This is a genomic window from Streptomyces sp. NPDC050433 (assembly GCF_044458565.1).
In the GTDB taxonomy this organism is placed as follows: domain Bacteria; phylum Actinomycetota; class Actinomycetes; order Streptomycetales; family Streptomycetaceae; genus Streptomyces.
This window is the reverse complement of the sequence record NZ_JBITIB010000011.1, coordinates 149077-168516: the sequence shown is the minus strand read 5'-3', so window position 1 is coordinate 168516 and position 19440 is coordinate 149077. Positions and strand designations below refer to the sequence as shown.

Sequence of the window (19440 nt, the reverse complement as noted above, 5' to 3'; positions counted from 1 at the left end):
CGGAGCCCTATCCTTGTCCCGGCACAGGTCACGGACCGCACGGACTGCCCCACCGGCACTCCGGGCACCGGGACCACGCACCGGCCCCCGTAGCTCAGTGGATAGAGCAGGCGCCTTCTAAGCGCTTGGCCGCAGGTTCGAGTCCTGCCGGGGGCGCCACCGACATCCCGTCGGCTCGCGGAAGCGGGCCGCATCCCGAGGACCGCTCAGGGAGCGGGGACGTCACCGGGCGCGGGAAGCTCCTTCCCGAGGCGGGCGAGGGGTGAGAGCGCCATGAACGACGGCGACAGAAAGAGACCGACGACGGTCAGCAGCAGGCTCGTTCGCAAGTCCCACCGCGTGGCCAGGAATCCGCCGAGCAGCGAGCCGAGCGGGGTCAGTCCCATGCCGACGAAATTGAGGGTCGCGACGACCCGTCCCTGCATCGACAGCGGCGTGATCGACTGACGAACGGCCATCACCGTGACGTCGACCCCCCCGTGGCCGAGCCTTCCCGGCAGCCTGGCGGACAGCAGGGAGCCCACGATCGCTCCCGGCCCCATGGCAGCGAGCACCAGGCCCACACTCGCACCCGACAGGTGCGGCGTGCGGGGCAGGAAGAGCAGATAGACCGTCATCAGGGCCGCGAAGAAGAAATGAAAGATGGCCGAGGCGAGGCCCACGGCCCGTAGTGAGGGATCGCCGGCGACGAAGCGGAGCCCTTCGAGGATCTGCCGTCGCATGCGCGCGGGGCGTCGTCCCTCGTGCCGGGGTATCGACTCGCGGTGGCGGATCCGCCGGATCGACAGAGACGACACGGCGAAGAAGAACGCGCCCGCGACGACGGCGATCGGCGCGGACAGGAGCGACACGAGCGCACCGCCGAGCGCGGGGCCGCCGACCTGCGCCGCCGATCTGCTGCCCTCCAGCGCGCTGTTGCCCTGCGCCAACTGGTCGCGTTTCACCAGTCGTACGAGAGCGGCCTGGTAGGCCACGTCGAAGAACACCGTGAGTACGCCGACGAGGAAAGCCAGAACGAGCAGCACCGGAATTCCGAGCACGCCGAAGAGAACGGCGATCGGGATGGCGGCCAGTGCCGCCGCCCGGCCGAAGTCCGCCAGCACCATGACGTTGCGGGACCGCCAACGGTCCACCCACGCGCCGACGAAGAGCGAGAACAGCAGGATCGGTATCTGCTGGGCGGCGCGCAGCGCGCCGAGTTGGGCGGCGTCGGCGTTGAGCGCTACGACGGCGAGGAGCGGCAGGGTCACCTGGCCGGCCTGCGCCCCGAGCTGGGAGGCGGTCTGGCCCGCCCAGAGGCTGCGGAAGTCGTGATCGCGCCACAGGCTCAACGCGCGCTCGGGTGAAGGGGCATCTCCACTCCTCCTCAGGGGCGTCTTGCAACAGATCCGGCTACCCCCAGGTGAGCGGGTCGAGATGGAGGTAGAACCTCTCCCGGTCGCGGTCGAGCACGATGCCGTACCGCTCGGCGAACGCCTGGTCCGCGGAGTTCGCCGCTCGCTCGTCGGCCCATGTCTCCCGCGAGTTGGCGAGAAGGAGAGCGATGTCGGCGTACGGGTCGGCCCGGCCGAGACGGCCGAGATCGATGAAGCCCGCGACGTCCAGGGACTCCGGGTCGAGGACGATGTTGGGCAGGCACAGGTCCCCGTGGCAGACGACGGTCTCGGCGGCCTCCTGGGTGAGGCGCTGTGCGAGCTGCGGGACGAGACGCGCGAGCAACTCGTCGGCGGGCGTGGTCTGCTGGTCCTCGGGGAGGAACTCCGGGTTGACGGCGTCTCGCGTGACGACGTCGCGGGCGGTCGCGAACATCCGCGAGAGGTCGCGGCTGAACGGGCACTGGCGCGTCGGCACGTCGTGCAAGTGGCGTACGGCGTCCGCGATCCGCTCCCATGCCGCCCGGAGTTCGGGTGCCGAGACCTGATCGGCGGGGACCCCCGCGACGGTGCTCGTCATCAGACAGACGGCATCAGGGCTGACGCGCCAGTCGAGTACGCGTGGGCCAGGGACACCCTGCCCGCTGAGCCAGTCGACGCGCTCGCGTTCCTCTTCCAAGGAGGTCACGGCGTCGGCGGGCACACACTTGGCGTACCGGGAACCGTCCGCGGAACGAAAGACACTGGCCCCGGACTCGCCGTCGGTGACGGGCTCCCATCCGCCGCCGTCCTGGCCGGCGGCGTGCAGCAGTGTTCGGAACATCGCATCGATCACGTCGGTCACCCTAAGCAGCGCGGCCCGCACCGCGCCTCGCATTAAAAGCGGGCGCGGCTCAGGGCTGAGAGCTGGGGCTGGGGCTGGGGCTGGGGCTGGGGCTGGGGCTGGGGCTGGGGCTGAGCGTTGGCCAAACCTGAGCCAAGGGTGATCCGGCTGCGCGAGCGGGGGGTGCGGAGGCACTCCGCGAATCATGAACGCTGCCAATACCAACTGTGGCACACCGCCTCAACTCATTACTATGCGTGTCGAATTGAACGCATTCAGCGACATTCGTTGATGCGGCAACGGAATCGGAGGCAGAAAGCATGAAGTCATACAAGCGGTGGGCCGCGGGGCTGGGAGCCGTCGTGGTCAGCGCCGGATTGATGTCGGGTTCTTTCAGCCCGGCCGTCGCCAGCGACTCCGCGGGAGCACCCGCCGGAGCGCGCACGGACGCGGCCCCTCGGTCGATCGTCGCCCAGCAGTTCACGCTGCGACTGGCCAGCGACCCCAGACAGGTCGCCAATGTGCGGGGAGCCTCCCCGGACAACGGCGCCCCGGTCATCCAGTACCCATGGTCGGGTACCGCCAACGAACGCTGGGAAGCGGACTCGGCCTTGGGCGGCTACTACCGGTTCAAATCCGTCGGCAGCGACAAGTGCCTCAACGTCGCAGGTGGTGGCAGCGCCAACGGCACTCTGGTGATCCAGTACGACTGCGGCAACGCCAACAACGAACTGTGGAAGTTCGTCCCCAAGGGCATCGGCTACCAGGTCGTCGTCAAGTCCAGCAACAAATGCCTCAACGTCGCGGGCGGTGTCGGCGTGGGCAATTCCCTCATCCAGTACGACTGCACCCCCCAAGGCGCGCCGAACGACGTCTGGTTGCCCGTCTGGGAACCCGTCAATCTCTAAGCCCCCCCACGGGCGGGCCCCACAGCCCGACCGGTCCGGCCGAAAGGGCGCACCGGACCGGCCGGGCTGTGGCTCGGCCTTGACGTGAAGCGCACATCAACGGAGAGCCAACTGCGCAGTCCTAGACGCCGAGGGGCCACACGGCGAAGCCCGCGCCCTTGGCGTGCGATATCAGTTCGTCGATACGCCCGGCGCGCAGGCACGCCACCGGATAGCAGTCCGACTCGATGTCGAGCACCACGAGGGCCGCGCCGACCTGGCGGTAGCGCCGGCCGCACGCATCCAGGAATTCATGGGTCGGCAGGTCCGTCTCGCCGTCCTCGGTGAGCGTCCAGGGGTCGACGGACGGGCGCGACTCCAGTGCACTCAGCCGGTGGCGGATCTCGTCCGCGCCCTCCTTCCAGTCGAACTCCGCGAGCAACTTGTGCTCGTGAAGCGCGTCCACGAGGGCTATCCACGCGAGACCGGGAAACGGCTCGCTGATGCCGCGGTCATCCAACCGGTCCGCGTACGTACGCACGTACCCCTCGGGGTCCTCGTGGGCGTGCCGTGCCTGTGCCGCGACGGCGGGCCGGTCGGCCGCCAGCAGTGACGCCACAGCTGTCAGGGAGTCAAGGACTCCGCCGGAGCCAGGGCCGGGTCCAGGACCGGACATGGGTGTGCTCCTTCTGAGACCAGGGGTCAACGAGCTGAGAAGTGCGCGATGTTCGGCACCTCAAAACACCCTGCCACAGGGGTACGACAACGGGCCCCGGACCCGCACAGGTGCCGACGGGTCGGCCGAGTGGCCCGCGCCACATGAATTCCATGTGTAGTCGGCGGGCCGCAGGGCAGTCGCTCTCCAGGTCCCGCCGCGTTTCCCCCGTCGCGGCGGGGCCGCTCACCTGTTCTGGGCGGTGCCCCGACCAGGTTCCCCCTCTGGCTTCTGGCCCGACTCCCGGCTCTGCCAGGCGATCTCGTAGAACTTCAGCCGGCCGTCGTCGGCGATCATTCGCATGCCGGCCGCGGCCATGACGTGCTGGGACCCGACGTTGTCATGGTCGGTGTCGCCTCTTACGGAGGTGACCCCACTGGCCCGCGCGAAGAGCAACAGGCCGCGCAGCGCCTCGGAGGCGTAACCCCTGCCCCGCACCTCGGGGACGAGGCCGTAGCCGATGGTCACGGCGCCGGTGTCGTCCGGCGGGCCGTGGAAGTCCACGCCGCCGACCGCCTGGCCGGTCTCCTTGACACGGATCTCGTACGTGCCGAAGGGCCGGGGATCGCCGACGGCCGCGCAGGTGGTCAGGAAGCGAGTGGCGCCGGAGACGTCGCCCCCGTCCGGGTAGCCGGGCGCCCAGTGGGGGCCGCTCGTCCGGTCGCGCGCGACCAGGCGTTCGGCCTCCGGCGGGCTCAGCGGGTGAAGCACAAGGCGCTCCGTCACGAGATCGCTCATGCCTCGTGGGTTCCTGTCGCGTCGACCGGGTCCAGCGGAACCGGCGCGGACGGGTCCTGCGTGCGCGGCAATACGTTGGCGACGTAGTCCTCGATGGTCGCGTCCAGCCCCACGTCGTTCCCGGCGGCCTCGGACAGGTACCACCGGTGTTCCAGCACCTCGTGGTAGACCTGCGCCGCGTCCGTCCTGCGGCGCAGATCCAGCGGTACGGCCCGTACGGTCGGCCGGAACACGTCGCGCACCCAGCGGTGCGCCAGGACCTCGGGCCGCGCCCCCAGCGGGTCGTCCGGCGCGTAGTCGTCCTGGCCGGCCATCCAGCTCTCCAGGTCGTTGAGCAGGCGCCGCGCCTGGTTCTCCTCCGCGTCCAGGCCGGTCAGCCGCAGCAGTTGGCGCTGATGGTGGCCCGCGTCCACCACCTTCGGCAGGAAGGTGACGGTGTCCCCCGTCGGCGACCGCTCTATCTGCATCTCCGCGACATCGAAGCCCAGTTCGTTGAGCCGCCGGATCCGGCGGTCGATGTAGTGGCGCTTGTCGACCGGGTAGACCGACTCCCGCGTCAGCTCGTGCCACAGGTCTTCGTAGCGCCGTACGATCGCCGCCCCGAACGGCACGGGGTCCACCGAGGGATGGAGCGAGCCGGAGGCCTCCAGGTCCATCAGCTCCCCGGCGATGTTCACCCGTGCCAGCTCTATGTCGTAGTCGCGCTGGCCACGGCTGAGCGTCGGCTGGATCTGGCCCGTCTCGGCGTCCACCAGATACGCGGCGTACGCGCCGGCGTCGCGCCTGAACAGCGCGTTGGACAGCGAGCAGTCGCCCCACGCGAAGCCGGCCAGATGCAACCTCACCAGGAGGACGGCGAGGGCGTCCATGAGGCGCTTCACCGTGCTCGGACGCATGGTCGACTCGAACATCGAGCGGTAGGGCAGCGAGCCCTTGAGGTGCCGGGTGATCAGCGCGGACTCCAGCGGCCTGCCGTCCGCGTCGACCCGCCCCGTCACCACCGCGACCGGATCGACCGCCGGTATGCCCAGCCGGTGCAGATCCCTCAGCAGCCCGAACTCACGCACCGCAGGACGCTCGGCGATCTCCTTGACCGCCAGCACCTCGGACCCGGCGTCCGCGAAACGCACCACATGGCGCGAGATGCCGCGCGGGAGCGCCACCAGGCAGTCGTCGGGCCACTCTTCGAGCGGGACGCCCCAGGGCAGGTCCAGGAGCACGGCCGGCTGCTCCGGGTTGGTCGCGCTGATCTGAAGCGCCATGCCGCTTGCCACCGGCCTTTCGTCGTTCGTCGTTCGTGCCTTCGTCGTTCGTCGTTCGTGGCTTCGTGCTGCCGCGCCGTCGTGCGCGCCTCGTTCGTTCAGGACCTGACCTGGACCAGCCCGTGTGTCCCGCTCGTACGCCATGCCCGGGTCGTACCGACGCCCGCGTCTTCCAGCCGTGCCAGGGTGCTGGGGGCGAGGCCGACGATCACATCGGACTTCAGGGTACGCAAGGCGGCCACCGGCCCCGGGAAGTGCGCCGTACGCCCGGCGAACGAGGTGGTCGGTGACCAGAGTCGATCACCAACGAGACGGCGGTAGTTGAGGTCGCCCTTCACGATCGTGAGGGCGGCACCCGCGAACTCCCGCCGCAGATCGGCGGGCATCTCGCTGTACGGGAGTGGCGCGCAGAAGAAACCGTGCGCGCGTACGGCGAGCCGCCCGTCACCCATCGCGGCCCAGATCCGTTTCCCCACCTCGCCCGCGCTGCCGGACGCCCCGGCGATGCGGCGCACGCAGTCGACGACATCGGCCGTCGTGGCGTCGGAAACGTAGTACGGATACGGCTTCACGTGCAGGACCACCTCGTCCGCACGTCCCGTAGTAAGGAGGTGGTCGATGAGGACGAGATCGGGGATCAGCTCGCGGCCGGAGTTGTCGGCGATGACATGGACGGTCCGCGCGGTGCCGGGTGAGCCCCCGGTGGGCAGCAGCGCCCACAGCGTCTCGCTGTCGTCCGCGACGAGGGGTGGTGGCTCCTCACCTGAGGAGGCGCCCCCGTTGTCATGCGACCCGACCGTGAAGCCGAGATCCGCGCGGTTGCCCCAGAGCGAGGCCCGGACATACGCGGCGGCCCTCTCGTCGACCCGCCGACCGGCGAGCGGGTCGAGTGCCGCGAGTTCGTCGTCCACGAGCGGGCCGCGCAACTCTGCCCGCTTGAAGGGCGCGAACGGGTCGATGCCCTGCCAGGGCCCCGGCGCGAAGTATCCGACGGCTTCGAGGAGTCGGCGGTAGAAGTAGCTCTCCGACCAGAGGAACGGCACGTCGAACCACGACCGGCCGAAGTACTCCACGCCCCACGCGTCCCACCGCTCACGGTCGTGCGCGTCCGGACCCAGCGGTTCGATGACACCCTCCGTACAGGAGCGGAGCAGCGCGACGAGTGCTCGGTGCCGATCCGGGGACCACGGGAAGGCGTCCCGTACCTGCTGGATGAGGGCGGGATGGCGCTCGGCCAGCACACTCCGCGCGAACGAACCGGGTGCGCTGCTCATGATCACGGGCGCGTCGCCGGCTTCAGGGCCGTCCGCTTCAGGCATGGCTTCCCTGTCCTCCGGAGCTGGTCGGTGCCGCCGCCGGTCATGGGAGCGGCCACCGTCGCACGGTACCCTCCACGATTTCGTCCCCGCGTCACGTCCCTGTCGCCCCGCTCAGGACTCTGTCGGGCGTCCTGACCCCCATGGACGTCACCGAGCAGGCCCGCGCCCTCCTGGAGCCCGTACCGGCCCATCGCACGGCCGGTATCGAGGTGCTGCGCGCGGCCGACGGCGCGGCCGAGGTCGCGCTCACCACGCCCCACGCGCTGACGAACGTGATCGGCTCGCTGCACTCCTCCGGGCTGGCCGCCCTGATCGATGCGGCCGGACTCGCCGCGATCATCGCGGCCGGGGAGACCGAGGACGCGTTCCAGGGGGTCGTACCGCTGGGAGCGCACGCCTCCTTGGAGTTCCTGGCGCCGGCGCGCGGCAGGCTCCTGGCGACGTGCCGCCTGGACGACGAGGCGTCCGGCGCGCTGCGCCCCGTCCTCGCCCGTGAGACGGACGGGGCCCGTCTCACCACGCACACCGAGGTGGTCGACTCGGCGGGTGTGCTGGATTGCCGGGGCAGCTTCGAGTGGAGCGTACGCAGGACTACTCACGCGCCGCCCGAGTAGCCGCGCGGATACCGAGGCAGACGCTCCGGGCCGACGCTGAAGCGCATGACGAAGACGAGCACGGCCCGACAGCCTCAGAACGATCCGAACCGGACCGGTTCGCTCAACCGCGCGCGGTGGGCGGTGATGCGCGCCCTGCTCGGTACGGTCGGCCGCGCCAGCGCCGGTATCCGCATCGGCTTTCGGCACGGCTTCGACAGCGGCTCCATGCTGGACTACGTGTACGTCAACAAGGCCGGCGGCTTCCCCGTCGTGGGACACGTGATCGACCACGTGTATCTGAACGCCGTCGGATGGCGCGCCATCCGGGCCCGCCGCGAGTTGCTGAAGGACGTCCTCCGTAAGGAGATCGCGCGGCGCGGGAGTTCGGGCGGACGCGACGGCGCGGACGGTGGTGTGCGGGTATTGGACGTGGCGTCGGGGCCGGGGCGCTATCTCCAGGAACTGCTCGCGGAGTACGGCCCCGGCGCCCTCCACGTCGAGTGCCGCGACATGGACCGCGCGGGCCTCGCGCAGGGCGAGCGCCAGGCGGCCGAGCGAGGGCTGACCGGGATCTCGTACGCGTACGGAGACGCCCTCGACCCCACGCCCTCCACCCACGCGCCCGACATCATCGTCGTGTCGGGGCTCTACGAACTGCTGCTGGACGACGCCGTCATCGCCACGTCCGTCGCGCGGCTGCGCGGGATGCTCGCGCCGGGCGGAGTGCTGGTCTTCACGACCCAGACCCGGCACCCTCAGTTGGAGTTCATCGCGAACGTCCTGCCGAACCGGGAGGGCGTCCTGTGGGAGATGAAGTGCCGTCCGGTGGAGCTGGCCGAACAGTGGGCCGGTCAGGCCGGGTTCACGGAGGTCGCGAGCCGGCGGGAGACTGTGGGGCTGTTCACCGTCACGACAGCGAGCCGCTGACGATCAGCGCGAAACCCGCGACGGCGAAGACCGTACGGACGGCGTGGAAGCGGTTCCAGCGGCTCTCGAAGGCAGCGCGGACCGCACTGTCGGGGTTCGCCTCGGGTGAGGCCTCCGAGGACGCGAGGGCGTTGTTGAGCGGGATGTTGCCCGCGACGGTCACGATGTGGTTGACGACCACGCAGATCAGGCCCACCAGCAGCAGCCACCACTGGGTGTCCGAGCGGTCGTCGACGGGGACGGCGAGCGCGGCGACAGGGAAGGCCACCTCGGCGAGGAACACGAGAAGGAACAGCCCGCGCGGTACTTCCTCGTTGATCCGGCGCATGGCCGTCACGAACTGCGCGTCCGTGAGGCGTGCCAACGCGGGCATGATCCCGGTCAGGAAGATGAGCATGATGCCGGCGTACAGACCGGTGAAGATGACGGCGAGCGCGAGCAGGACAGTGGCCATGCCGCACATCATGGCCCGTGGAGAGGGGCGGCGCAGCACCGTTTCCGCCGGTGGTCCTCCGGCGTACCGCCGCTCCGCCCCACGCCCACTCCCGGACCGCCCTCGCCCACTCCGGGACCCGGCCTGCGATCAGCCGCTCGCGCGGCTCGCCTGACCGATCGCCTCCGCCAGCTCCTTCACCGATCCGTCCTCCGTGGAGGCGGCCAGCGTCCGCGCCCGCTTCTCCAGTTCACCGAGGCCGGGCGCGCCGGGCAGAGCGCCGTGCGACTCGGTGTCGCCGTCGGGCGACTCGCCGCGCAGCGCCAGCGCGAAGTACGCGGCGACGGCCGTCACTTGGAGGCGCGGCTTGGCGTCGCCCCACAGCCGGGTGTCCACCGCGCTCGCGCGTATCGAGCCCGACCGCTCGTGCGGAGCCCGGGTCCCGGGATCCAGCCAGCGCACCGTCGCCTTCGCCACCTCGCCGCTCGCGCCAGGCCGCAGCCTGACGGCGTACAGCGCCGTCACGGTGTGCCCCGGCCCGACCTCGCCCCCGTCGACCCGGTCGTCCCGGAAGTCCTCGTCCGCGACGGCCCTGTTCTCGTAGCCGATCAGCCGGAAGCGCTCGACGGTGTCCCTGTCGAACGCGACCTGCGCCTTGGCGTCCCTGGCGCGCAGTTCGACGTTCATGGGGAGCTGGTCGACGAACACCTTCCTGGCCTGTTCCCTGTCGGAGACGTACGTCGTGTGTCCGTCGCCCCGGTCGGCGAGCCGTTCCATCAGGGCGTCGCCGTAGTCACTTCCGACACCGACGCCGAAGAGGGTGATGCCGTGCTCGGTACGCGCCTGCGCGATGCGTTCGAGGATCGCGTCCGCCTCCGTCTCACCGGTGTTGGCCAGCGCGTCCGACAGCAGGACGACCCGGTTGGTCGCGCCGCTCCTGCGGCCGTCCACGGCCTCGGCGTAGCCGTTCTCGACGCCTGCCCCGAGGTTGGTCGAATCGGCCGGTTCCAGTTCCTCGATCACGTCGTGGATCCGGGAGCGGCTGTCGCCGATACGGGTCATCGGCAGCCTGGTCTCGGCCCGGCCGCTGAACGTCACCAGGGCGATCGAGTCGTCGCCGCGCAGCCCGTCCGTAAGGATGCCGAGTGATTCCTTGACGAGGTCGAGTCGGCCGGGCTCCGCCATGGAGCCCGAGGTGTCGATCACGAACGTGAGTGCGGCCGGGGGGCGTTCGCCTTCGTGGTCGGCCAGGCGGGTGGCGAGGCCGACGCGCACGAGGGACCAGTCGTCGTCCGCGCCCGGCGCGGCGGCGCCGTCCACCGTCACGGAGAAGCCGTCGCCCTCGGGACGTTCGTAGTCCTGGCGGAAGCTGTTGACGAACTCCTCGGGCCGTACGGTGCCGGGATCCGGCAGGCGTCCCTCACCGAGGGTGCGGAGCGCGTATCCGTAGGAGGCGGTGTCCACGTCCAGCGCGAAGGTCGACAGGTAGTCCGGCTCCGGCGCGAACTCCCCTTCCGGTCCCACGTCCCGTTTCTGTTCGCCGTCCCGCTGCCCCTCTCCCTGTCCGGTGCCGTCGGCCGAGCCGGCGGCCCCCCGCCCTCCGGAACCGGAACCGGACCCGGCCCCGGAGCCGTCGCCGAACGCGCTGCCGGGGCCCGGCCCGTCGGCCTTCCGGCTCGCGTCACTCGTATCGGCGCCCGAGCAGCCGGTGAGCAGCAGCAGGCCGCCCGCCAGCAACGCGACCACCGCTCCCCGACCTGTCCTCGTGTGGAGCTTCGTCCTGGTGTTGAGCCTCGTCTTCGTGTGGAGCTTCGTCACGGTCCCCCCTGGATCGTCGGAACTTGTGACTGTGACGTTCGAGGGGGTCGGTGGGACCGGCACGAGAGGTTGCGGATGAATCTCAATGCGACAACGGGCCAGGGGACTTGTCCGCCGTCACCCGCCCTCTTCGCCGTCATCGCCGAACTCGTGTGCCAACCGATGCCGTTGATACGTGAGTCGGTTCCATTGGCATGGAGTCGCCACTCGCTGAACTGCACTTGTCACGGTGTGCAGTCTCATGAGTACATGGAGTGGCGTACGGCTCCGAGGGGATGGCGGGGGTGGTCAGCCGTGGCAGATGTTCCGGGCTCCGTACTCAACAGGTCGGCGCTACCGAGAAGCGCACTGCGGGGGGACGCGGTGGAGACTCTCCGACCGGCGAGCCGGCCGGTCCGTGGCACGCATCAGGTGGCCGCAGCGCTGGCAGCGCTCGTCCGTTCCGCGCGTCACGAGCTGCTGACGTTCGACGATCCGGGCCGGTCCCTGGGGAAGGGCCTGCCGTTGCCGTTCCTGGAGTTCGCCACCGCGTGCGTCCGCGCGGCGGCGGAGCGGGCGGACCCCGAGGCACGACCGGAGCAACGAGCCGACGCGGGCTCCGGGGCTGGGGCGGACGCGGGGACCACTCCCCTGCCCGCGGTTCCGCTCACGGTCCGCCGGATCGTGCCGCGCCGGGGCCTGGCGGGGCTGCCGCGCGAGCTGCGGGCCCTCGCCCGCGGGGCACGGCAGACGGAGTCGATCCCGTTCAAGATGGTCCTCGTGGACCGTACGACGGCCGCGCTGCCCCTGGACTTCGAACTCCACTTCAACGGGCTGCTGTTGATCAGGGACCCGGTCGTCGTCGGGGCCCTGGTCCGGATCCATCAGCACTGGTGGGACAACGGCGAGGAATTCTCTTTACCAGAGGAGCCGTCGCACGGCGCGCCGGGGGACCCTGCGACCGGTCCCGGGCGCCTCGACCCGGCGACCGGCGCTCATGCCGGGCCCGGTCCGAGTCCCGGTCCCGGTCCCGGTTCCGACGGCAGTCCCGGTCGGGAGCCCGGCGTCCTCCCCCATCACTTACGCCCTGTGCTCGACGCCATGCTGTGCGGGCTCACCGACGAGGCGGCGGCGGCCCGGCTCGGCATGTCGCCGCGCACCTACAGCAGACGGGTCGGCGAGTTGCTCACCGCCCTCGGCACGACGAGTCGCTTCCGCGCGGGGGCGGAAGCGGCTCGTCGGGGCTGGCTATGAACGCGGCCAGGGGGACACGCTCAACTCACGATGTCCTTGCGGGAGAAGTTCCTGAACGCGAGGGCGAACAGCACCAGGGCGTACGTCACCGAGATCGCCGAGCCCTTCAGCATGCCGCTCCACTCCAGCTGAGGCTGGAGGGCGTCCGCCCAGGCGAACTGCCAGTGCGCGGGCAGGAAGTCCCGCCAGGTCCCCAGCGCCGTCACCTGGTCCAGCACATTGCCGATGATCGTCAGTCCGACCGCACCACCGACCGCGCCGAGCGGGGCGTCGGTCTTCGTGGACAGCCAGAAGGCGAGGCCCGCCGTGACCAGTTGGGAGACGAAGATGAACCCGATCACGAGCGCCAGCCTCGGCACGGTGTCGGCCGGCCCGAGGGACCCCCCGGTGGGCAGCTCCAGCGGCCCCCAGCCGTACGCGGCCGTGCCCGCCGCCAGCCCGACGACCGGCAGCAGCACCATCGCCGCCAGGCTCATGACCAGCGCCACCGCCAGCTTGCTCCACAGCAGCCGGGCACGCGGCACCGGCGCGGCGAGCAGATAGCGCAGAGAGGACCAGCTCGCCTCGGAGGCCACGGTGTCCCCGCAGAACAGCGCGACGGGCACGACCAGCAGGAAGCCCGCGGAGACGAAGAGGCAGGTGGCGGCGAAGTTGGCGCCGGACGAGGTCGCGGTGTCCATCAGGTTCAGTCGGCTGCCACCACCGCCGCCCTCGTCGGCTCCCGGTGTCCCACCGATGGCGAAGGCCACGATCAGCACGAAAGGCAGGATCGCGAGGACGCCGCCCATCGCCATCGTGCGCCTGCGCTTGAGCTGTCGTACGAGTTCGACGCGGAGCGGAAGGGTCCGGCCCGCCCGGTAGCCCGGAGCCGATTCGGTCAGCGCGCTCATGCGGAGGCTCCTGAGATGAGAGTGAGGAAGGCGTCCTCCAGGCGGCGGTGCGGTCCGACGCCGGTCAGCGAAACGTCCATCCGGATGAGTTCGGTGACCAGCGTGTTGGTGTCCACCCCGTCGAGCCGTACGAGCAGCCCCTCGTCCGTACGGATCGCGGATCCGATGCCGGGCAGCGCGGCGATCTTGTCGACGACCGGCTCGGGCACCTGTCCGGCCGTGGTGACAAGCACGGTGTCGCCGGAGCCGGTGATCTCGGCGACCGGACCGGCCTGGACGAGCCGGCCCCGGTCCATGACCACCAGATGCGTACAGGTCTGTTCGACCTCGGAGAGGAGATGGCTGGAGACGATGACAGTCCGGCCGTTGGCCGCGTAGCGGATCATCACGTCGCGCATCTCGCGGATCTGCGGCGGGTCGAGGCCGTTGGTCGGCTCGTCGAGGATGAGCAGGTCCGGCAGACCGAGCATGGCCTGTGCGATCGCGAGGCGCTGTCGCATGCCCTGTGAGTAGGTGCGCACGGCGCGGGCGAGGGCGTCGCCGAGTGCGGCGATCTCCAGGGCCTCTTCGATGTGCGAGTCCTCGACGGGGCGGCCGGTGGCCCGCCAGTACAGCTCCAGGTTGTCCCGCCCGGACAGGTGCGGCAGGAAGCCCGCGCCCTCGACGAAGGAACCGACGTGGGACAGCACCGGTGCGCCGGGCCTGATGGAGTGCCCGAAGACCCGGATGTCTCCGGCGTCGGGGGTGATGAGGCCCATCAGCATGCGCAGGGTCGTCGTCTTGCCCGCGCCGTTCGGACCGAGGAGCCCGAGCACCTGCCCCTTCTCGACGCGGAAGGAGAGATCCCGTACGGCATAGCGGTCGGCGGACTTGGCGTAGCGCTTCGACAGGTCCGTGATCTGGAGGGGTACGTCGGCCAGTTCCGGATCGGGCGCCGGCGCGCTGACCCGGCGGCGCGCGGTCAGCAGCAGTGCGGCGGCGATCAGCACACCCGCCAACGGCAGGCCCCAGACCCACCAGGCGAGGGTCGGCGCGGCGGTGGGGAGCGCGGGCGCCGTGGGGACGGACAGGTCGCCGGCCGCCGTGAGGGTGTAGGTGGCGGGGGCGGCGGGTGAGGCGTAGGCGAGGTCGGTCGCGGCGAGGACGACGCGCAGCCGGTGCCCGGCCTCCACCTTGTGGTCGATGGCGGGCAGTGTCAGTTCGACGGTCTTGCCGTCGCCCGCTTTGACGCCTTCGACGCGGACTGGGGAGACGAGTTGCGAGGGCAGCACTTGCTGACGGCCGTCGGGGCCGACGTCGTAGACCTTGCCGAAGAGCACGGCGTCGTCGGTGTCGGCCTTGACGGTGACCCGGAAGGTCGGTGAGCCCGTGACCTGGAGCGGCCGGTCGAGCGGCCGGGAGTCGAAGCGGGCGTACTGGCCGGGGAAGTCGAGGGCGAGGCCCATGCCGAACGAGGACAGCTGGGACAGTCCGCTGCCGAGGCCCGGCACGGTGGAGATGGCGGGCGGGCTCGCGCCGGCGGGATTGTCGAACGACTGTGTGCGGCCGGAGAGCGGGACGTTCGTTATCCCGCTCCGCAAGCCCGGATAGCTGTCGCTGCTCGCTCCCCTCAACAGCGCCTGGCCGTCGGTGGAGTCGACGCCGCCGGTCCGGCTGACGCGGAACGCCGGTCCCGTGTCGACGCCGGTGTCCTTCTTGAGGTAGTGGTCGAACCAGGAGGAGATACGGCTCTCGATCCGGCCGGTCTCGGCGTTTCCGCCGTCGTGACCGCCGGCCATCCAGTCGACGGCGACGGGCGCCCCGTTGGCCTTGATCGTCTTCGCCATGGCGTCGGACTGGCCGAGCGGGAAGAGGGAGTCGGTCTGGCCCTGGATGATCAGCGAGGGCACCTTGATACGGTCACCGATCGCGGACGGGCTCCGCTCCGCGAGGAGTTCATCAGCCGCCGCGTCGGGCTTCCCGGCGACCGCGACCCGGTCGTACATCTCGCAGAGCTGCTTCTCGAAGGTGTCGCAGCCACCGCCGGTGGAGAAGAAGATCCCGGCCCACAGCTTCTTGAAGACGCCGTCGGGGAAGAGCGAGTCGGCGAGATTCCAGTAGGTGATCACGGGCGCGATGGCGTCGACGCGCGCGTCGTAGCCCGCGCCGAGCAGCGCGATGCCTCCTCCGTAGGAGGCTCCGCTCATGCCGACGCGTGGGTCGCCGTCGGCGTCGAGCTGGACCTCGGGGCGCTCGGCGAGCCAGTCGATCATCCGGGAGACGTCTTTGACCTCGTGGTCCGGGTCATTGAGTCCGATCTTGCCGGTGGACTTCCCGAACCCCCGCGCCGACCAGGTCAGCACGGCGTACCCGTCGCGCGCGAGCTTCTCGGCCTGGGCCCGTACATCGTTCTTGCTGCCGCCGAACCCGTGCCCGAGCAGGACGGCGGGCCTGCGGTTGCCGCCGTCACCGGCGGTGAAGTACGAGGTGTCGATCCGGGCGCCGGGCATCTCCATCGTCTGGTCGGCTCGGTGCACGGTGGGCGCGCTGTCCGAGGCGACGGCGGTCCAGGTGCCGGCGCCGACGAGCACGACGGCCGCGGCCACGCCCGCGAGCCATCGTCTGCGCAGCCGTAGCCGCCAGGGGGTTGGGATCTCCATGCTTGAACCCTAAACGGCCCCGCGCGGCGCCCGCGCTGACACCAGTCGGAACTCAGGGGCCTCCCTGAGGCGTACGCGGTAGCGTCGCCGTACACCAAGCGCGGTACGCGGCCTCACCAGGCAGCAAGAGGAGAGACGAGCCCCCATGACCGGCACGGAGATCCGCCGAGCGACGACCGTCGCCGAACTTGTCGCCGCCGAGCACCTGTACGACGGCCCGGCGCGCCCCGAGTGGGCGGAGCGCTTCCTCGCCGCTCCGGGTCATCTGCTGCTGATCGCATACGTCGAAGGTGTCCCGGCCGGATTCGTCTCCGGCATCGAGATGCTGCATCCGGACAAGGGCGTCGAGATGTGCCTGTACGAGCTGTCGGTGGACGCGCCGTACCGTCGGCGCGGCATCGGGCGGGCGCTGACGGACACCCTGGCGGCGGTCGCGCGCGAGCGCGGCTGCTACGACATGTGGGTGGGCGTGGACACCGACAACGAACCGGCGCTGGCGACGTACCGGTCGGCCGGGGCGCGCGACGAAGGTCACTTCGCCATGCTGACCTGGGAGTTCCCGAGGCCCTGACGCTCCGCCCGCCGACTCAGGGGCGCTCGGCGGTGACGAGCCACAGGCGGCTGGTGAGCCGTACGCCTTGCCTGGTCTCGAAGGCGTGGAACGCCTCCGTGGCGGCGTCGTGCACGCGCGTACGCGTCCGCTCGTCGGCATCGGCCAGGGCCAGCCAGTGTTGGAGGGGACCCCATCCCATCAGGAAGGCGGAGGCGTCGGAGGCGTCCTTGCCCCAGTGCTGGGGCAGCGCGAGGGCCTGTAGCCCGATTCCTTTGAAGCCGGCCTCGCTCAGCACGTGCTCGGTGTGCGCGGGGTCGGCGAAGGAGGCGGGCTGGTGCTTGCTGTCCTCGTTGAGGGCGGGCAGCGTGACCTGGGTGCCGATGGCCGCGAAGATCACCGCCTGGTCCATGAGGCTGAACGACTGCGGACAGACGAAGGCGAGCCGCCCACCGGGCCGTAACGCTCGTCCGATGTTGCGGAACGCGGCGGCCGGATCGGCGAAGAACATCACTCCGAAACGGCTCACGGCGATGTCGAAGGATGCCTCCTCGAAGTCGTACACCTGCGCGTCGCCCTGCACGAACGTGACATCCCCGACCTCCTCCACCGCCGCGGAGTCCCTGGCCCGCGCCAGCATCGGCGCCGACAGATCGATCCCGACGGCTTGGGCCCCGCGCCGCGCCGCGAGCCGCGCGACCCGCCCGTTCCCACACCCGACGTCGAGGAGCCGATCGCCCTCCCTTATGCCGGCCGCTTCGAGAAGCGGCGCATTGGCGGCGTCGTTGAGATTGTCGTACCGATCTTGGTGGTCCGCCCAGTGCCTGCCCTCATAGCCGTTCCACGCCTCGGCCTGGGCTGAATTCACCATGTCCGTCATACCCTCCATACTGCCGCTCCTCCCGTCTTGGTCCCATAGCATGGCGAGAACTCGACGCGCCCGGCGCGCCGGTTTCACGGGCGCCGCTCATGGACACAGGTGACGAAGCAACTCGCCGTCCACCTCGGCCGGATAGGGCGTCTCGACGGGCAGCAGCTCCTGCGCGGCGGCCAGTTCACCGTCCCTGACCAGCCCGTGAATCCGCCGCGCCAGCGGCGTCACGTCCTTGACGGAGACGATCCACTCGTCGGCGTACCGCCGCGCCGCCTCCCCCGACAGACCGAGCTGAAGCGACCGGTACGGCAGCGCCTCCAGCCGCACATCACGCTCCGGATCCCACTGGACACGCGCGGGACTGCGCTTCAACTCCCGCTGCCACGCGGCCCGATCGGCGTGCACGTCCGCGTCGTAGTGCGACAGGCAGGCATGCTTCAGGGCCCACTCGAAACCCGCACGGCTGATCTCGATGGCGAGGACCGTCTCCTGGCCCTCCTTCACGCCCCATCCGCAGCGATACATCATCCAAAGGAAGGACGGCTTGATCCACGTCATCCTGTCGCGCTTCCAGATACCGGGAAACCGTCCGTCGCGCGCGGCGGGAAGACCGATCGGCGGTGGGTAGGCCTGGTGGACGGTGATCGTCGAGGCGGTGTGGTACGCGCGGATGCGGTACTTGGGCTCCGGTGCCGGCATTGTCCGGGGAGTTGTCGCTTCTGACATGGGGACAGCGTGCGGTGACTCCGGCCGCAGGGCCACCTATTAAGAAGGCCCCGGAACGCGGCGACGGCTCACACGGAATAGGGGTGCCGTGCGAGCCGTCGCGGTCTGGGCGGGCTTCCGCGTCAGTGGTTGCGGGGGAAGCCCAGGTCCACGCCTGACGGGGCGTCCGACGGGTCCGGCCAGCGGGTGGTGACGACCTTGCCGCGCGTGTAGAAGTGCACGCCGTCGTTGCCGTAGATGTGGTGGTCGCCGAAGAGCGAGTCCTTCCAGCCACCGAAGGAGTGGTAGCCGACGGGCACCGGGATCGGCACGTTCACGCCGACCATGCCCGCCTCGATCTCCAGTTGGAAGCGGCGGGCCGCACCGCCGTCGCGGGTGAAGATCGCGGTGCCGTTGCCGAACGGCGAGGCGTTCATGAGAGCGACGCCGTCGTCGTACGTCTCCGCCCGCAGCACGCACAGCACCGGGCCGAAGATCTCGTCGCGGTAGGCGTCGGAGTCGGTCGAGACGTGGTCGAGGAGGGACAGGCCGATCCAGTGGCCGTCCTCGTAGCCGTCGACGCGCAGGCCGGTGCCGTCCAGGACGACTTGGGCGCCCTGTGCGGCGGCGCCCGTCACGTACGAGGCGACCTTGTCGCGGTGGGCCGCCGTGATCAGCGGGCCCATCTCGGAGGCCGGGTCGGTGCCGGGGCCGATCTTGATCTTCTCGGCGCGTTCGCGGATCTTGTTCACGAGCTCGTCGCCGATCGAACCGACCGCGACGACCGCCGAGATCGCCATGCAGCGCTCGCCCGCGGAGCCGTACGCCGCCGAGACGGCCGCGTCCGCCGCCGCGTCCAGGTCGGCGTCCGGGAGGACCAGCATGTGGTTCTTGGCGCCGCCGAGCGCCTGGACGCGCTTGCCGTTGGCCGACGCGGTGGCGTGGATGTGGCGCGCGATGGGCGTGGAGCCGACGAAGGAGACCGCCGCGACGTCCGGGTGGGCCAGGAGGGAGTCGACGGCCACCTTGTCGCCGTGGACGACGTTGAGCACACCGTCCGGCAGTCCCGCCTCGGCCGCCAGCTCGGCGAGCAGATTCGCCGCCGAGGGGTCCTTCTCGCTCGGCTTCAGTACGAAGGTGTTGCCGCAGGCGATGGCCAGCGGGAACATCCACATCGGCACCATCGCGGGGAAGTTGAACGGCGTGATGCCGGCGACGACGCCCAGCGGCTGCCTGATCGAGGAGACGTCGACCCGGCTGGCGACCTGCGTCGACAGCTCGCCCTTGAGCTGGGTGGTGATCCCGCAGGCCAGTTCGACGATCTCCAGCCCGCGCGCGACCTCGCCGAGGGCGTCGGAGTGGACCTTGCCGTGCTCGGCGGTGATCAGCGCGGCGATCTCGTCCCGGTGCGCGTCGAGCAGCGCGCGGTAGCTGAAGAGGATGCCGGTGCGCGTGGAGAGGGAGGACGTGCCCCAGGTGCCGTACGCGGCCTTGGCCACCGTGACGGCCGTGTCCACCTCCTCCGCCGAGGCGAGCGCGACCTGCGTGGTGACCGCGCCGGTCGCCGGGTCGGTGACCTGGCCCCAACTGCCCGACGTGCCCTCGACGGTCTTGCCACCGATCCAGTGGTTGACGGTCTTCATTACGTGCTCCTTCGG

Annotated in this window: 18 protein-coding genes and 1 tRNA gene; 6 read left to right on the top strand and 13 right to left on the bottom strand. The window is 70.5% G+C overall.

Annotation, left to right across the window (positions count from 1 at the left end):
* The first annotated feature begins 83 nt into the window (after nucleotides 1-83).
* A tRNA-Arg gene (locus ACIBLA_RS16010) sits at nucleotides 84-159 on the top strand.
* Between the two features lie 47 nt (nucleotides 160-206).
* Here ACIBLA_RS16010 and ACIBLA_RS16005 read toward each other — a convergent pair.
* Nucleotides 207-1325 (bottom strand): MFS transporter, encoded by a 1119-nt coding sequence (locus tag ACIBLA_RS16005; protein WP_399198965.1) that lies wholly within the window; start codon nucleotides 1323-1325, stop codon nucleotides 207-209.
* 67 nt (nucleotides 1326-1392) lie between these two features.
* Complete coding sequence (locus tag ACIBLA_RS16000; RefSeq protein ID WP_363242340.1) at nucleotides 1393-2196, bottom strand: APH(3'') family aminoglycoside O-phosphotransferase; 804 nt, start codon at nucleotides 2194-2196, stop codon at nucleotides 1393-1395.
* Nucleotides 2197-2516: 320 nt separating this feature from the next.
* Here ACIBLA_RS16000 and ACIBLA_RS15995 point away from each other — a divergent pair, with 320 nt between their 5' ends.
* Nucleotides 2517-3104 carry an RICIN domain-containing protein gene (locus tag ACIBLA_RS15995; RefSeq protein ID WP_363242274.1) on the top strand — a complete coding sequence of 196 codons (588 nt, stop codon included), beginning with the start codon at nucleotides 2517-2519 and terminating at the stop codon, nucleotides 3102-3104.
* A 121-nt stretch (nucleotides 3105-3225) separates the two neighbouring features.
* Here ACIBLA_RS15995 and ACIBLA_RS15990 read toward each other — a convergent pair whose 3' ends face one another.
* The 4 genes from ACIBLA_RS15990 to ACIBLA_RS15975 all read right to left on the bottom strand — a co-directional run bounded on the left by ACIBLA_RS15990 (nucleotide 3226) and on the right by ACIBLA_RS15975 (nucleotide 7117).
* Nucleotides 3226-3759: a DUF6630 family protein gene (locus ACIBLA_RS15990; RefSeq protein WP_363242275.1), complete on the bottom strand. Its 534-nt coding sequence runs from the start codon at nucleotides 3757-3759 to the stop codon at nucleotides 3226-3228.
* 225 nt (nucleotides 3760-3984) lie between these two features.
* On the bottom strand, nucleotides 3985-4536 hold the full coding sequence (locus ACIBLA_RS15985) for a GNAT family N-acetyltransferase (protein ID WP_363242276.1): 552 nt from the start codon (nucleotides 4534-4536) through the stop codon (nucleotides 3985-3987).
* Complete coding sequence (locus ACIBLA_RS15980; protein ID WP_363242277.1) at nucleotides 4533-5798, bottom strand: DUF4032 domain-containing protein; 1266 nt, start codon at nucleotides 5796-5798, stop codon at nucleotides 4533-4535. The genes ACIBLA_RS15985 and ACIBLA_RS15980 overlap by 4 nt, the downstream gene beginning before the upstream one ends.
* Before the next feature lie 98 nt (nucleotides 5799-5896).
* The gene (locus ACIBLA_RS15975; RefSeq protein WP_363242278.1) at nucleotides 5897-7117 is read right to left on the bottom strand and encodes a damage-control phosphatase ARMT1 family protein; all 1221 of its coding nucleotides are present in this window, start codon (nucleotides 7115-7117) and stop codon (nucleotides 5897-5899) included.
* 140 nt (nucleotides 7118-7257) lie between these two features.
* Between ACIBLA_RS15975 and ACIBLA_RS15970 the strand changes: the two genes are divergently transcribed.
* Complete coding sequence (locus tag ACIBLA_RS15970) at nucleotides 7258-7731, top strand: PaaI family thioesterase (protein ID WP_399198932.1); 474 nt, start codon at nucleotides 7258-7260, stop codon at nucleotides 7729-7731.
* Between the two features lie 45 nt (nucleotides 7732-7776).
* Nucleotides 7777-8640 carry a class I SAM-dependent methyltransferase family protein gene (locus ACIBLA_RS15965; protein WP_399198931.1) on the top strand — a complete coding sequence of 288 codons (864 nt, stop codon included), beginning with the start codon at nucleotides 7777-7779 and terminating at the stop codon, nucleotides 8638-8640.
* On the opposite strand, the gene ACIBLA_RS15960 is transcribed toward ACIBLA_RS15965, so the two are convergent.
* The gene (locus ACIBLA_RS15960) at nucleotides 8621-9094 is read right to left on the bottom strand and encodes a DUF1772 domain-containing protein (protein WP_399198930.1); all 474 of its coding nucleotides are present in this window, start codon (nucleotides 9092-9094) and stop codon (nucleotides 8621-8623) included. The two genes, ACIBLA_RS15965 and ACIBLA_RS15960, sit on opposite strands and share 20 nt — an antisense overlap.
* A 129-nt stretch (nucleotides 9095-9223) precedes the next feature.
* Nucleotides 9224-10891, bottom strand: a complete 1668-nt coding sequence (locus tag ACIBLA_RS15955) for a von Willebrand factor type A domain-containing protein (protein WP_399198929.1) — start codon at nucleotides 10889-10891, stop codon at nucleotides 9224-9226.
* A gap of 294 nt (nucleotides 10892-11185) precedes the next feature.
* On the opposite strand from ACIBLA_RS15955, the gene ACIBLA_RS15950 reads away from it, so the two are divergent.
* A complete protein-coding gene (locus tag ACIBLA_RS15950; RefSeq protein ID WP_399198928.1) occupies nucleotides 11186-12124 on the top strand; it encodes a DNA-binding response regulator in 939 nt (312 codons plus the stop codon).
* Nucleotides 12125-12144: 20 nt separating this feature from the next.
* Here the strand turns inward: ACIBLA_RS15950 and ACIBLA_RS15945 are convergent, their stop codons facing one another.
* Both ACIBLA_RS15945 and ACIBLA_RS15940 read right to left on the bottom strand, forming a co-directional pair.
* Entirely contained in the window at nucleotides 12145-13014 is an 870-nt protein-coding gene (locus ACIBLA_RS15945) for an ABC transporter permease (protein WP_399198927.1), read from the bottom strand.
* Nucleotides 13011-15653: an alpha/beta fold hydrolase gene (locus ACIBLA_RS15940; protein WP_399198926.1), complete on the bottom strand. Its 2643-nt coding sequence runs from the start codon at nucleotides 15651-15653 to the stop codon at nucleotides 13011-13013. Before ACIBLA_RS15940 ends, ACIBLA_RS15945 begins: the two co-directional genes overlap by 4 nt.
* Before the next feature lie 145 nt (nucleotides 15654-15798).
* On the opposite strand from ACIBLA_RS15940, the gene ACIBLA_RS15935 reads away from it, so the two are divergent.
* Nucleotides 15799-16224, top strand: a complete 426-nt coding sequence (locus ACIBLA_RS15935) for a GNAT family N-acetyltransferase (protein WP_363242285.1) — start codon at nucleotides 15799-15801, stop codon at nucleotides 16222-16224.
* Between the two features lie 16 nt (nucleotides 16225-16240).
* On the opposite strand, the gene ACIBLA_RS15930 is transcribed toward ACIBLA_RS15935, so the two are convergent.
* The 3 genes from ACIBLA_RS15930 to ACIBLA_RS15920 all read right to left on the bottom strand — a co-directional run bounded on the left by ACIBLA_RS15930 (nucleotide 16241) and on the right by ACIBLA_RS15920 (nucleotide 19425).
* Nucleotides 16241-17092, bottom strand: a complete 852-nt coding sequence (locus tag ACIBLA_RS15930) for a class I SAM-dependent methyltransferase (protein ID WP_399198925.1) — start codon at nucleotides 17090-17092, stop codon at nucleotides 16241-16243.
* 78 nt (nucleotides 17093-17170) lie between these two features.
* Nucleotides 17171-17803, bottom strand: a complete 633-nt coding sequence (locus ACIBLA_RS15925) for a DUF4291 domain-containing protein (RefSeq protein WP_399198924.1) — start codon at nucleotides 17801-17803, stop codon at nucleotides 17171-17173.
* Between the two features lie 122 nt (nucleotides 17804-17925).
* The gene (locus tag ACIBLA_RS15920; protein ID WP_399198923.1) at nucleotides 17926-19425 is read right to left on the bottom strand and encodes a CoA-acylating methylmalonate-semialdehyde dehydrogenase; all 1500 of its coding nucleotides are present in this window, start codon (nucleotides 19423-19425) and stop codon (nucleotides 17926-17928) included.
* Nucleotides 19426-19440: the final 15 nt, after the last annotated feature.